The organism is Geothrix limicola, from assembly GCF_030268085.1.
GTDB classification, from domain to species: Bacteria; Acidobacteriota; Holophagae; order Holophagales; family Holophagaceae; genus Geothrix; species Geothrix limicola.
In genome coordinates this window covers 60,566-73,964 of the sequence record NZ_BSDE01000007.1, presented here as the reverse complement: position 1 = coordinate 73,964, position 13,399 = coordinate 60,566, and the positions used below count along the sequence as shown (strand labels likewise).

11 protein-coding genes and 1 tRNA gene are annotated in these 13,399 nt (G+C 67.6%); 3 read left to right on the top strand and 9 right to left on the bottom strand.

Annotated elements, in window-relative coordinates; genetic code table 11:
* Positions 1 to 72 precede the first annotated feature (72 nt).
* From fbaA to QSJ34_RS15720, 3 genes are all read right to left on the bottom strand, one after another.
* Positions 73 to 1,098, bottom strand: a complete 1,026-nt coding sequence (gene fbaA, locus QSJ34_RS15730; RefSeq protein WP_285577024.1) for a class II fructose-bisphosphate aldolase — start codon at positions 1,096 to 1,098, stop codon at positions 73 to 75.
* Positions 1,099 to 1,172: 74 nt separating this feature from the next.
* Complete coding sequence (locus tag QSJ34_RS15725) at positions 1,173 to 2,282, bottom strand: 6-phosphofructokinase (RefSeq protein WP_285577022.1); 1,110 nt, start codon at positions 2,280 to 2,282, stop codon at positions 1,173 to 1,175.
* Positions 2,283 to 2,314: 32 nt separating this feature from the next.
* On the bottom strand, positions 2,315 to 4,765 hold the full coding sequence (locus QSJ34_RS15720) for a glycogen/starch/alpha-glucan phosphorylase (protein ID WP_285577020.1): 2,451 nt from the start codon (positions 4,763 to 4,765) through the stop codon (positions 2,315 to 2,317).
* A gap of 231 nt (positions 4,766 to 4,996) precedes the next feature.
* Here QSJ34_RS15720 and QSJ34_RS15715 point away from each other — a divergent pair.
* A tRNA-Gly gene (locus QSJ34_RS15715) sits at positions 4,997 to 5,071 on the top strand.
* A 197-nt stretch (positions 5,072 to 5,268) separates the two neighbouring features.
* On the opposite strand, the gene QSJ34_RS15710 is transcribed toward QSJ34_RS15715, so the two are convergent.
* Complete coding sequence (locus QSJ34_RS15710) at positions 5,269 to 6,270, bottom strand: peptidylprolyl isomerase (protein WP_285577018.1); 1,002 nt, start codon at positions 6,268 to 6,270, stop codon at positions 5,269 to 5,271.
* Positions 6,271 to 6,532: 262 nt separating this feature from the next.
* Here QSJ34_RS15710 and QSJ34_RS15705 point away from each other — a divergent pair, with 262 nt between their 5' ends.
* Positions 6,533 to 7,012, top strand: coding sequence for a hypothetical protein (locus QSJ34_RS15705; protein ID WP_285577016.1), 480 nt, complete (start codon positions 6,533 to 6,535; stop codon positions 7,010 to 7,012).
* A gap of 85 nt (positions 7,013 to 7,097) precedes the next feature.
* On the top strand, positions 7,098 to 7,556 hold the full coding sequence (locus QSJ34_RS15700) for a GNAT family N-acetyltransferase (RefSeq protein WP_285577014.1): 459 nt from the start codon (positions 7,098 to 7,100) through the stop codon (positions 7,554 to 7,556).
* 7 nt (positions 7,557 to 7,563) lie between these two features.
* On the opposite strand, the gene QSJ34_RS15695 is transcribed toward QSJ34_RS15700, so the two are convergent.
* The 5 genes from QSJ34_RS15695 to QSJ34_RS15675 form a co-directional block, all read right to left on the bottom strand.
* Positions 7,564 to 8,673, bottom strand: a complete 1,110-nt coding sequence (locus tag QSJ34_RS15695; protein ID WP_285577013.1) for a hypothetical protein — start codon at positions 8,671 to 8,673, stop codon at positions 7,564 to 7,566.
* Positions 8,670 to 9,497, bottom strand: a complete 828-nt coding sequence (locus QSJ34_RS15690) for a helix-turn-helix domain-containing protein (protein ID WP_285577011.1) — start codon at positions 9,495 to 9,497, stop codon at positions 8,670 to 8,672. The genes QSJ34_RS15695 and QSJ34_RS15690 overlap by 4 nt, the downstream gene beginning before the upstream one ends.
* Before the next feature lie 151 nt (positions 9,498 to 9,648).
* Positions 9,649 to 10,620, bottom strand: coding sequence for an AAA family ATPase (locus QSJ34_RS15685; RefSeq protein WP_285577010.1), 972 nt, complete (start codon positions 10,618 to 10,620; stop codon positions 9,649 to 9,651).
* Positions 10,617 to 11,897 (bottom strand): sigma-54-dependent transcriptional regulator, encoded by a 1,281-nt coding sequence (locus tag QSJ34_RS15680; protein ID WP_285577009.1) that lies wholly within the window; start codon positions 11,895 to 11,897, stop codon positions 10,617 to 10,619. The genes QSJ34_RS15685 and QSJ34_RS15680 overlap by 4 nt, the downstream gene beginning before the upstream one ends.
* Before the next feature lie 19 nt (positions 11,898 to 11,916).
* Positions 11,917 to 13,284, bottom strand: coding sequence for a bifunctional type I 3-dehydroquinate dehydratase/shikimate dehydrogenase (locus QSJ34_RS15675; RefSeq protein WP_285577008.1), 1,368 nt, complete (start codon positions 13,282 to 13,284; stop codon positions 11,917 to 11,919).
* Between the last annotated feature and the right edge of the window lie 115 nt (positions 13,285 to 13,399).

Here is a 13,399-nt window from a genome sequence, read left to right as displayed (position 1 = left end):
AATAAGAGCAGCCGTGCTTTGGCATTCAATCTTTATTCGCGCTCATTCGCGTCATTCGCGGTTCAGATCTTTTTAGATCTTGCCCATGCTCTTGCCGGCGCAGCGCAGATCGTTGCAGGCGCGGACGACGCGGTCGGCCATGCTCTGCTCGGCCTTCTTCATGTAGGGGCGGGGATCGTAGGCCTTCTTGTTGCCCACTTCGCCGTCCACCTTCAGCACGCCGTCGTAGTTCTTGAACATGTGGTCGGCGATGGCGCGGGTGAAGGCGTACTGGGTGTCGGTGTCGATGTTCATCTTGATGACGCCGTAGTCCAGCGTTTCGTGGATCTCCTCGAGGCTCGAGCCTGACCCGCCGTGGAAGACCAGCAGGGACTTGGCGCCGCCGCAGGCCTTGGCGATGGCGGCCTGGCCGTCGCGCAGGATGCTGGGCTTCAGCACCACGTTGCCGGGCTTGTAGACGCCGTGCACGTTGCCGAAGGTCGCGGCCAGCATGTAGCGGCCCAGGGGCGCCAGGGCCGAGTGGGTGGCCACCATGTCCTCGGGCGTCGTGTAGAGCTTGTCCTTGCCCACGCCGCTGGTGTCGTGGCCGTCTTCCTCGCCGCCCACCACGCCGATCTCCACTTCCAGGATGAGCTCGCTGGCGGCGCAGCGCTTCAGCAGTTCCGAGGAGCGGGCGATGTTGTCGGACAGGCCCAGTTCGGAGCCGTCGAACATGTGGGCATTGAAGAGGTTGGGCCGGCCCGCGGCCCGGCGGCGCTCCGTCTCCTCGATCAGGGGCAGCACGAAGGTGTCGAGATACTTCGGATGGCAGTGGTCCGTGTGCAGGGCCACGTTCACCTCGTAGTGCTCGGCCATGTAGTGCACGTAGTCGGCCAGCGCGATGGCGCCCTTGGCCATGCTCTTCACGCCGAGGCCGCTGATGAACTCGGCGCCGCCCGTCGACACCTGGATGATGCCATCGGCACCGGCGGTCTTGAGGCCCAGCAGGACGGCATTGGCGGTCTCAGTGGAGGTGACATTGAAGGCCGGGAAGGCGAACTTCTCCTGTTTCGCTTTCTCCAGCATCTGGACGTACTGTGCGGGACTGACGACGGGCATGGATCCTCCGAATCACATTCCAGGCTATCCAAGCCTGCCGGATCCTGCGAAACGGAATTTCGCCCCGGACGTCACTAATCCCCGAAACAGATGCCCAAATCCCGCCCCGTCTGCAACGTATCGCAATCCAGGGGCACGGCTTTCATGCGCCCGGCCACCTCTTCCAGGGGCACGTAGATGACGTTGGGAACGGCCAGGGAGACCATGATGCCGTTCTGGCCCTCCTGCAGGGCCCGCACGGCGGCGGCCCCGAACCGGAGCGCCGCCAGGCGGTCGAAGCTGGTGGGGCTGCCCCCCCGGAGCAGGTGCCCCAGGACAACCACGCGGCTCTCCTTGCCCGTGAGGTTCTGCAGGGCCCTGGCCACCCACTCGCCGATGCCGCCCAGGCGCTCGGCGTGCCCGATGCCCGCCTGTTCCAGCACGGCGCGGTGGCCGTCCGTCGGGTTGGCCCCCTCGGCGGCCACCACCAGCGAATACATGCGGCCTTCCTGGTCCCGGGTGCGGATCTTGGCCGCCACCTTCTCCAGGTCGAAGGGCACTTCAGGGATCAAAATGGCGTGGGCGCTGCCGGCGATGCCCGAATTGAGGGCGATCCAGCCCGCATAGCGGCCCATGGTCTCCACCACCATCACCCGCTGGTGGCTTTCGGCCGTGCTGTGCAGGCGGTCGAGGCAGTCGGTGGCGAAGGCCACGGCCGTATCGAAGCCGAACGTCGTATAGGTCTTGTCGAGGTCGTTGTCGATGGTCTTGGGCACGCCCACCACCCGCAGGCCCTTCTGATACAGGGCGTGAGCGATGGTGAGGGAACCGTCGCCCCCGATGGAGACGAGCGCGTCGAGCTCCTTGCGGGCGAAGCATTCCAGGATCTCGTCCGTGCGATCCACGTCCTTCACGGTGCCGTCGGGCATCTTCACGGGGAAATGCAGCGGGTTGCCGCGGTTGGTCGTGCCCAGGATGGTGCCGCCCAGGTGGCCGATGCCCCGCACCCGGTCCCGCGTCAGGCGGAAGACGCCGCCTTCGGGAAAGCGCTCGGGAAACAGGATGCCGTTGAAGCCTTCGCGGATGCCGTAGCATTCCCAGCCGAGGTTGGTGGCGGCGATGACGACGGCGCGGATCACGGCGTTCAGGCCCGGGGCGTCGCCTCCGCCGGTGGAAATCGCGATGCGTCGGATGGGATTGGCCATGATGGTGTTCCTGAAAGGAGTGGCGTGAAGGGTCAGAGCCTCAAAGCCGGTTGCATGGACGGTTCAGGCGGGGGCCCTTCCACCGGCACCGCATGGGCGTTCCAGATATCCCGAGCGTACTCGCTCACCGTGCGGTCGATGGAGAACTTGCCCATGCCCGCCACATTGAGGATGGACATGCGAGCCCATTCGGCAGGCTTTTGATAGGTGGCCGACACGCGCTCCTGGGTTTCCAGGTACGAGGCGTAGTCGGCACAGTGGAAGTAGTGGTCCGAATCCATCAGGGCCCAGGCCAGGGCCCGGAAACGCCCGCCCTCCAGGTTCCCGATGGTGTCGATGGCCCGCCTGAGCTCCGGGTGGGCCATGGCCCAGTCCCGCGGCTTGTAGCCCGCGTCCCGCAGCCGCACGATGCCTTCCGCCGTGTGTCCGAAGATGAAGATGTTGGGGTCACCCACCTCTTCGCGGATCTCCACGTTGGCGCCATCCAGCGTGCCGATGGTGAGGGCGCCGTTGAGCGCGGCCTTCATGTTGCCCGTACCCGAGGCCTCGGTGCCCGCGGTGGAGATCTGCTCGGACAGCTCCGTGGCGGGGAACACCACCTCCGCCAGGGACACCCGGTAATTGGGCAGGAAGGCCAGGCTGAGGCGCCCTTTGGCGGCGGGATCCTCGCCGATGGCGCGGGCCATGGCATTGGCCAGGTGGATGATCTGCTTCGCCGCCCAGTAGGCGGGGGCGGCCTTGCCGCCGATCAGGACCGCTCGCGGCACGCCTCCGTCCACGCCGTCGCGGAGACGGTTCCAGAGCGTGGCGACGTGCAGCAGGTTCAGCAGCTGACGCTTGTACTCGTGGATCCGCTTCACCTGCACATCGAAGAGGAAGGCGGGATCGAGGGCGAATTCCTGGGTGCGCCGGCCCCAGTCGGCCAGGCGTTCCTTGTTGCGGCGCTTCACCCGCGTCCAGCGCTCCTGGAAGGCCGCATCCGTCGCGAAAGGTTCCAGGCCCCGCAGGGCGTCCAGATCCTTGGTCCACCGGTCTCCGATGGCCTCGCTGACCAGAGCGGCCAGGTCCGGATTGCTCTTGAGAAGCCAGCGCCGGGGCGTGATGCCGTTGGTCTTGTTGTTGATCCGGCCGGGGAACAGCTCGTTCATTTCGGCGAAGGTGGAGGCCTTCAAGATATCGGTGTGGAGCTGGGCCACGCCGTTGACCGAATGGCTGCCCACGATGGCCAGGTTGGCCATCCGCACGCTGTGGCCGTGATCGACGATGGCCAGGCGCTGGAGCTTCGCGTCGTCGAAGGGATAGCGCGCGCGCACGGCCAGGCGGAACCGGCGGTCGATCTCCTCGACGATCTCCACGTGGCGCGGCAGGAGGTTGCGCCAGAGATCCATGGGCCAGACCTCCATGGCCTCGGGAAGGATCGTGTGGTTCGTGTAGGCGCAGACCTGCTGGGTGAGGGACCAGGCCAGGTCCCATTCCAGGCCCTCCTGGTCCAGCAGCACGCGCATCAGCTCGGGCACCACCAGGGCCGGATGGGTGTCGTTCATCTGGATGGCCACCTTGTCCGGCAGCTCCTCCCAGCGCCAGCTGGGCCGTTTCTTGAAGCGGCGCACCACATCCTGCAGCGTGGCCGACACGAAGAAGTACTGCTGCTTGAGGCGCAGCTCCTTGCCCGCACTCTGGTCATCGGCCGGGTAGAGGACCTTGGAGATGTTTTCCGAATGGGTCTTGTCCTCCACCGCCCGGACGTACTCGCCCGAGTTGAAGTGGGCCAGGTCGAATTCACGGCTGGACTTGGCGGACCACAGCCGCAGGGTGTTCACCGTTCCGTTGCGGAAGCCCGCCACCGGCGTGTCGTAGGCCATGGCCCACACATCCTGCGTGTCGAGCCAATCCACGTGATAGCGACCCGTGGCGTCGAAGGAGCCGCGCGTATGGCCGTAGAACCGGACCGGGAAGATGGCATCGGGGCGCTGGATCTCCCAGGGGTTGCCGTAGCGCAGCCATCCGTCGGGATACTCCACCTGCTGGCCGTCGAGGATCCGCTGCTGGAAGATGCCGTACTCGTAACGGATGCCGTAGCCATAGAAGGGCAGCTCCAGCGTGGCCGCGGCATCCAGGATGCAGGCGGCGAGACGGCCGAGCCCACCGTTGCCCAGGCCCGCGTCCCACTCCTGTTCGCCGATGTCCTCCAGCTTGAAGCCGAGCTCGCGCATGGCCTGGAGGTAGCTGTCCTCGGCGCCGAGGTTCAGCACGTTGTTCAGCAGCGCCCGCCCCATCAGGAATTCCAGCGACAGGTAGTAGACCCGCTTCGCGTCCTGCAGGTAGTAGGTGCTCTGGGTCTTGAACCAGCGCTCCATCAGCCGGTCCCGCACGGCAAAGGCCAGGCCCTGGTAGACGTCGAAATCCGTGGCCGTGTGCCGATCCTTGGCGATGGAGTACATCATGCGGTGCGCGAAGGCCTCGATGATCTGGGGCACCGCCATCCCCCCAGCGGCCGGAGTGGGAATGTTGCGCGGTCCCATCGTCATCGACACCCCCCGGCGTCCCGCAGCCTTCCCGGCTAGGGTTCATGCTCAAGCCGGCTGCGAAGGCAGATTCCCTTTCTATCGGGAATTCCGCAACCCCGGATTAAGACTGGCATCCCCTGCCGCCAGCACTCCCGCCGGGGTGGGGTTGGCCCCCACCCCGGTCTTGCGCTAGGATGAACCCCTGCCGCGGGCGTAGTTCAGTGGTAGAACGCAAGCTTCCCAAGCTTGATGTCGTGGGTTCAATCCCCATCGCCCGCTCCAAAACAAAGGGCCCGCCAATCGGCGGGCCCTTTGTTTTGGAGAAGAACCATTGGCGGGGACTGAAATCGCTGAATCGCTGGCAGGTAGCCGCAGCCGAAGGCAGCCCGGGGGGCTGCCGCAGGCGTCAAGCGGCGTGCCAGCGATTCGCGCGGCCCCAGTCACGCCGGAGGCGGGGCTGGGGAATCCCCATCGCCTGTCTAGCGCTCCGCCTTGGGGGCAGGAGCAGGTTTCGGCCCGTCCTTGGGCGCCGCGGGAACCTCCACGAAGCCGACCGCCTTGCGGCACTCGTCCATGAAGGCCTTCCTCGCGTCTTCCATCTTGGTGGCCGTGAGCCGCTGGCGGATTTGCTCCTTCACCTTGTCGAAGGGCTGCAGCTCGGCGTCGATCCGTTTTTCGACCTGGATGACGTGGTATCCGAAGGTGGACTTCACTGGGGCCCCGGGCTTCCCGAGTTCCTGCTTGCGCACGGCCTCGTCGAAGGCGGGCACGAAACGGCCGTAGGGCACGTTCTCGTAGAGCCCGCCCTTGTCTTTGCTGCCGGGATCATCGGAGTACTGCTTGGCGAGGTCCTGCCAGGGCTTTCCCGCCGCCAGCTCGGCCTGGACCTTCTCGGCCTTGGCCTTGGCTTCCTCGTCGCTCAGGCCCTTGTCACTTCCGGGCTGCGACCCCTTCACGGCGATGAGGATATGCCGGGCGTTGAAGCTGGGCTTGGACTGGAACTGCTCGTGGTTCTTGTCGTAGAAGGTCTTCAGCTCCTCGTCGTTGACCTCGGCGCGCTTCTTCAGCTCATCCTTGGACTGCTCGGCGAGGGCCGTGGCCAGCACCCGGATTTCCGCCAGCTCCACCTGCTTCTTCACGTCCGCGCCCTTGTTCAGGCCATCCTTCCGCGCCTTGGCGGCCATCACAAGGGAATCCAGGTAGCTGGTCTTCACCCGGTCGAGCACCCCCGGCGTGGCGTTGATCTGCTGCCGCTGCTGCTCGTTGAACACCACCCGGACGAAGGTGTCGAAATCCGACTGGCGGATGACGGATTTCCCGAGCTTGGCGATGACCGCGTCCTCCTTGGTGGCCTTGGCGGGATCGGCGGCCTTCGTGGCCTTGGCAGGCGCGGCTGGGGCCTTCCCGTGGGCGGGCGCCACGGCCGGCGTCTGGCCGACCAGGAGCGTCGTCAGTAGGGAGAGAAGCGGGGTTCGAAACATGGGGACTCCATGAAGAAGAAGGGGGCTGAGTGTCGGATCGAGGCCTCTGCCAGCAGAGCGATCCACGGACGGCCCGATCCCCAGTTTAGGGCCAGGGCGCGTTCCGGTACCAGATCTCTCGATGGATCTGTCTCCAAACCAGGCAAGAAAAAGGCTCATGCCTTCCGCCATTCGGTCGATAGACCATCAAGCCCGTCCTGACAGGCATCTGAGCGATCCTCGCCCCCGCCCCAAGGTCAGCTTGATTCCAGGGGGAGGCCCCATGAGGAAGTGCTTCTTTGCCCTTGCTGCCTTGTTCACCCTGGGCGGACTCGGACTGGGGGCCCATCCGTCCCCCGATCTGGCCCCCGCCCCGTCCTACCTGAGGCGGTCCGCCAGAAGCCTGATGACGGTGAACGCCAGCCTGCCCCCGGCCTTCGAGCGCGAGCGCGGCGTCTGTTGGGACGGGCGGATCGGGTGGAAGACCGAGGAGCGGGCCTGGGGGTTCGCAACGGCCTTGGAAGGTTCCCTGAGGGAAATCACCCGGCCCGGGAGTCCTTACCGCCTGACCGTCGAGGTGATCCGGGTGGAAAAGCAGACCGGCACCTTTGTCGTCGAATTCACGATCCAGGATGCCTCCGGGGAGGAGGTGGAGGTCGTCCAGGTGGAGGGCAAGGGGCCGCGCGACCGTTCGGCCGAAGCCGTCGATCCGGCCCTCGCGGGAGAAATGGTCGCCACCTTCAAGAAGAGCGTGTTGAAGTAGCCGGGCCCAGCGGGACGTGATCCGATTGGCCTTCCCAGTCCGGTTAAGGTGCTTGATCGGGCGCTGAGCGCCTGCGGAGCGGACCTTGGACCTGCGAATCGCCACCGTGGAAGACTCGGATCACCTGGCCGGACTGGCCGTTTCCTTCAGAAACCACCTCGAACGGACCGCGCCCTCGGATGCCCAGTTCCAGGCCAGCATCGAATATCTCCTGTCCGCGGAGGACGCGGCGTTCTACCTCGCCTTCGAGGAGGGTGCGGCCATTGGCTACGTCCTCCAGCGGTACCGTTTCTCCATGTGGGCCGCGGGTCTGGAAGCGACCATCGAGGATCTCTTCGTGTCCCCCGACCACCGGCAGGGCGGCGTGGGTCGGCGCCTGATCGCATTCGCCCTCGAACAGGCCAGAGCCAAGGGCTGCGCCACGGTCTGCCTGGACACCAACGAGCACAACGCCGCTTCCACCCGGATCTACACCCAGCTCGGATTCAACGCCGTATCCAAGCGGTGGAACGGGCGCCAGATCTTCTTCCGCCTGAACCTCTAGCCGGCCTTCAGTTCTTCCCCTTCTCTTTCATCTCGACGAGGCGCTTGGCCTCGCGGCGCAGGAGTTCGGGCACGTTGCGATCCTTGATGAGCAGCTTCATGTCGGCGTCGAAGAGGCGCTTGAAGTGAGTCATGGCCACCGGCAGCGGGGTGCGGGGGTTCATGACCAGGGCCTTGGTGATGGGGTACTTCTTCATCCACTCACGGCTGTTGGAGATGATGCGCAGCACCTCCTCGTTCACGGTGCGCATCTGGGCGATGTAGGCGATCTCGCCTTCGGTGATGCGGCCGTTGCGGATGACGTTCACCTGGATCAGGCGATTGGCCTCGCGGATGAGCAGGGTGCGCTCCTCCTTGCCACCCTTGATGGCCAGCATGATCTTCTGGTTGGTGCTGAGCTTCATCACGCGCTGGGTGAGCGTCAGGGTGATCTCGTTGCCCTCGTCGTCCACGGGCGGTTTCTGCGCCAGCAGGCGGCGTTCGGCGGCCATCTCATCGGATTCGACCTCGGCGTCGGCCTCTTCCTTCGACTTCTCCTTGGGCAGCGGCAGCTCGGACCAGGCGCGGTCCAGCCGGCCCGCCTCCACCTCGTCGATGATCTCGAGGCGCTGCTTCTTCACGTCTTCGGGGATCAGGCGCAGGATGTCGAAACGGAATTCGTTGACGCGCCGCTTGATGACGTATTCTCCTTCGGGGTGCTCTTCCAGCAGGTCGAGGATCCGCGGTCGCTCCAGCCACAGCACCTGGTTGTTCAGCACGATCTCGAGCACGGTGCCCGGCAGGCTCAGCACCGAGGCTTCCACGATCTCCGATGTGAGCGAAGGGTTCAGCAACGCCGTTTCGAGCAGGGCTGGTTCCTTGCGGTGACAGAGCACCAGCTGCAGGATCTCGGGCGGATCGACCGGTTCGGTGACGACGCCGGCCACCATGGATTCCGGCATAGTGGCGAGGAAATCCAGCGCGCGCTGGGTGTAGGGCGTTTCCCGCAGTACCGCGAAGGCCAGCGCATTCAGCAGGTCCTTGGCCGGCACCGGGAGGCTGCCGCCGACCAGAGCCATGGCCATGGGTTCGGGCAGCTTGCCCTGGACGAATTTTTCGACGATCGGATGCGTGCTCATGGGCGGGTTCCACCTTCTTCTTCGTCGTCGGGCAGCGGCGCCCCTTCCGGAAGCTCGGGAGGCGGGGGCTGGAGCCAGCGCCCCTCGGCATCGAAGCGCCCACTCCAAGTCTCGCCGACACTCCGCCCGTGGGCGATGCGCCGGCCCGCCACTTCCACATTCACCACGCCGGCATTGTCCAGCGAAAGGATGAAGGGGCCCTTCACGCGGAGGCGCCAGGGCTCGGACACGCGCAGGGTGCGCGCCTGGGCCGGGGCCCCGGGCTCGCCCCCCGGCACAACCTCGGGCTCGATCTTCACATTGCAGGTGTCCATGGCGCGCAGGCTCACGAGGGCGCCCTGCTCGTTCAGCGGCGCTTCGGGCAGCAGCTCTCCCAACACGGGATAGGGCGATTCCGAGGGCGGCGGTGGCGGCGGCAGGGTGGCCTTGGGAATCGTCGTCAGGTAGCTCGGCTGGGGTTTGCGCCCCAGGCTGGGCCCCGGCACCACGAGCCACAGCAGCACCAGCACCGAGGCCACCGTCAGCGCCCCCATGACCACCCGCTCCAGCCGTTCCTGCCTGGGATCGGGCGGATCCAGCTCCTGCACGCCTGGCAGGATCTGGAAGGCGCCCGTGTGGTTCTCGAGGTCCACCCCCAGCCGCTCGGCCAACTGACGGGCCAGGGGCCGGGCGCGACCTGGCGGGAGCGCGGCCCAGTCATCGATCTCCATGGCTTCGAGGTGTCGCAGGGGCAGCTTGAGCTCCTGCGCCAGATCCTCCAGGGAAAGCCCCTTCGATTCCCGGGCCTGCCTGAGCAGCTGGCCGACGGAGGTGTCTTCGGTCATCCGGCCCCTCCTGGGCCGGACCCCGAGGGGTCATGCGCTACGCGCACGGTGGGCCTACGCTCCTGCTCCGGCTTCATCCGGCTCATCCCTGGGCCGGACCCCAAGGGGTCATGCGCTACGCGCACGGTGGGCCTACGCTCCTGCTCCGGCCTCATCCGGCCCACCCCACGGGCAGGTCCTTCAGCAGGCGGGCCAGGTGTTCGCGCCGTTCCCCGCGGTTGAGGCGGCGGTCATCCAGGCTGCCGCGATGGGCCATGGTGTCGGCGAGGGTGCGCTGGAGGTCATCCGGTGTGATGAAATCGCGGCCTTCCAGCCAGGCCTCGGCCTGGGCCAGGCCGATCCAGTGCTTGGCCGCGCGGGTGGAGCAGAAGCCGCCTCCGGCGCGGATGCGCTCCACCATCCGTTCGACGTAATCCAGCACGGCTTCGGCGACCTTCACGCTGCGCACCGCGGCGCGGGCCTGCCGCCAGCCGTCCAGATCCAGCACGGGCACGAGATCGTCCAGCTTGTCGGCGCCCGCCTCGCCCATGAGGATGCGCCGCTCCGCGGCCCGGTCCGGATAGCCCATGTGGATCGTGCAGGAGAACCGGTCCAGCTGGCTTTCGGGCAGGGGGAAGGTGCCGGCGTGATCCAGCGGATTCTGCGTGGCGATGACGAAGAAAGGCTCGGGCAGCTTGTGGGTGCTGCGATCCAAGGTGACCTGGCCTTCCACCATGGCCTCGAGCATGGCGCTTTGCGTCTTGGGGCCGATGCGGTTGAGCTCGTCCAGCAGCAGCACGTGGCAGAACACCGGTCCGGGCTGGAAGCGGAAGCCCTGCTCCTTCGCGTCCCAGAGGTGGACGCCCAGCAGGTCCGAGGGCAGCAGATCGTTGGTGCCCTGCACGCGTTGGAAGCTGCCGCCGAGGATGCGCGACAGGCCCTTGGCGAGGGTGGTCTTCCCCACGCCCGGGAGGTCCTCCAGCAGCACGTGTCCCCCGGCCAGCATGGTCGCGAAGGCCCGCCGAACCTGGATCTCCTTGCCCACCACCACCGCCTGCAGCGCCGCCAACCCGGCCCGCGCCGCGGGACGGATCCCCTCCGGAATGCGGACCGGGGGAATGAGGACGGGAGGGGCCTGGGTCATGGTGCCTTTCGGGGGGGCGCGGAGCCTCCCTCAGCGATGGGACTCGATGCTCTATCTTCCAGAGGGATGCCATGATCCCGCAAGCGTTGAGCGAGGGTCCGCACCGTCAGGCCGAGAGCCTCCGCGGCCCGTGGCAGGTCCCCTTCGGCCTCGGCCAGCCCCCGCCTCAGCAGCTGCGCCTCGGCGGACCGGGCCACGGCCTTCAGCATACCCTCCAGGGGGCCCGGCTCCGGCCAGGGCAGGCAGAGTGGAGCTTCCTGGCCCAGGCCGAGGTCCGGAAACCGGCGGACGGCGTGGCCTTCGGCGAAGAGGAGGGTGCGGCCCACGAGCACCTCCAGCTCGCGCACGTTGCCGGGCCAGTCATGCTCGAGCAGCTGCCGCTCGGCGCTCCGCTCCAGCCATGGGGAAGGCCGGCCTTCGCGCCGTGCCGCCTGTTCCAGCAGCAGGCGCGCCAGGGCCAGCAGATCCTCGCGGCGCTCCCGGAGGGCGGGCACGCGCAGTTCCAGGGATCCCAGGCGCTGGGCGATGCCGGGGTCCAGGGGGGCCTCGGCGTCCACGCCCCCCATCCAGGCCAGGCGGCGTCCGGCCTCGCCTTCCATGGCCCGGGCCAGGGCTCCCGCCGCGGCGGTGGTCAGATGCTCCAGACCGCCCAGGTAGAGGCTTCCGCCCTCCAGCAGCTGGAGCGTCCGGGGATCGGGCCCCTCGGGCCCCAGGGTGGCCGCGGGCAGGCTCAGGTAGGGGGCCGCCGGATGCCGGAGCGCGTGCAGCCGCCGGGCGCAACGCTCGCGACCGGAACCCCGCTCGCCGCGGAACACCACGGGCAGGGTGGAGGCGGCCGCCTGGCGGAGTGCCGCCTCCAGGGCCTGCATGGCCGGGCTGTGTGCGATCCAGGGTTCGGTCGGATCCGGCGGCGGCGCGCCGACGAGGGCCCGCAGGCGGTCCAGCAGGGCGAGGAAGGCATCGAGGTCGAAGGGCTTGGGCAGGAAATCGTCCGCCCCCAGCCGCATGGCTTCCACGATGTCTCTGGGCTCACCGAAGGCGGACATGAGCACCACGCGCAGGCCCGGATGCAGGCGCCGCGCGCGGCGGATCAGCTCAAGGCCGCTCATGCCCGGCAGGCGCAGATCCGTGACGAGCACGTGGAAGGGCTGGGATTCCAGGGCCCGCAGTGCCTCCTGCGGATCCGCCACGGCCTGGACCTTCCAGAGCGATCCCGCCAGCGCCTGGCTCAGCAGGCGCCGGAAGCTGTCCTTGTCCTCGACCAGCAGGAGGTCCATGAATGGCACGTTAGCAGGACTAGCCTTCGCCCCCGCAGCCTTCGATGAACCTGCGGCTCTGGGCCAGGGCCTGGGCCTCGAAGAGGGCCGTGCCGGGCACCAGGTGCAGGCCCCCTTCCCGGGCCCAGAGGGCGAAGGCCGTGTCCTCCTTGTAGATCCACTCCACCGCCCAGGCGGCGCTGGCGCGGGTCGCTTCCAGCAACTCGGGAAAGGGCGCGGGATCCTCGGGGGACATGCCCAGGCTGGTGGCTTGAACCACACCCACGGGCGCCAGGGCCGAAACGGCCTCCACGGAAGCGGGCCACCGCCGTGAAACCTGGAGGAAGGCCCTGCCCGCGGCTTCGAGCACCGCGCGGCTGGTCTGGGCGACGCCGCCTTCGCCGAGCAGCAGGACCGGGCCCGGGGCCAGATTGGACAATGATTGTTCAAAGGCCTCGGCATCGGTGTTGGCGCCCTGCCAACCTGCGCCGGGAGACCGGCGCCAGAGCGTGTTCAGCGGACCCTTCAGGCCCAGCGCCTCGGGCAACGACAGCTTCAGCGGCGCGGTGATGCTGAGCCCCAGCACGTCGAGGGCCTGGAGAGCCTCCACGGCCTCCTCTGCCTCGGCGCAGGCGAGGGGCAGGTAGATCAGATCCTTGTAGGCAGCCTGGAAGCGCGGATTGTGAAAGGCCGGCCCACGGGAATGCAGCACGGGATCGCCGATGACACCGCACAGGCCGTGACCGACGAGGAGCCGGGCGCTGCGCCAGGCGCGCAGGGTCGACAGCGGCAGCTGCCCCGGCGCGGCGGGGGGGCCATCGTCGGGAGCCGCGTAGGTGAAGGCGCCGCCCCAGACGGCCTGCATGGCGCGGCTGGGCAGGCCCTTGGGGCCCATGAGGAAGGCCGAGAGGCGAATGCCGTGATCCCGGGCCCAGGCCAGGGGCTTCCGCAGGCGGCCGTTGTCACCCAGGCGCCCGGCCCAGCCGACCCACTTGAAGGCCTCCCCTTCGGGCAGGGCCTGCAGGCGGGCTTCCAGATCGAAGGTGCCTGGCTGGACGTGGATGGATCGGAGCAGCCGCACGTGGGTGCGCGCGAGCTGGAGCTCGGGCGGAATGGGCAGGTCCCATTCCAGATCCATCCAGGCGGGTCGGCCCTTGAGCGCGCGCATCAGGTGGGCGATGCGGCCCGCCTCGTCCTCGTCCGGCCAGCGCCCGCCTTCGGAGGCACGCCGGCAGGTCACGAGGCAGCGGCGCCTCAGCGCATCCACCAGGGCCTCGGGATCGGCTTCTGGAAACAGGTCCAGCCGCAGTTCGGGGAGGGCGTCCTCCCCCAGGCGCTTGGCGCAGACGAGGGCCTGCTCCCACTCGGGGTGGGTCAGAGTAACCAGATGGAAGGGGAGTGGGCTCACGGCAAGATCCAGGTTCCGCCATCCTACCTCCCGCGCCTCCCTCCGACCATCCGGAAAGGATTGAGAGCATTCGCTTTCATGATGGAGGCCTTTTATGAGCGGTGATACGTCTCAC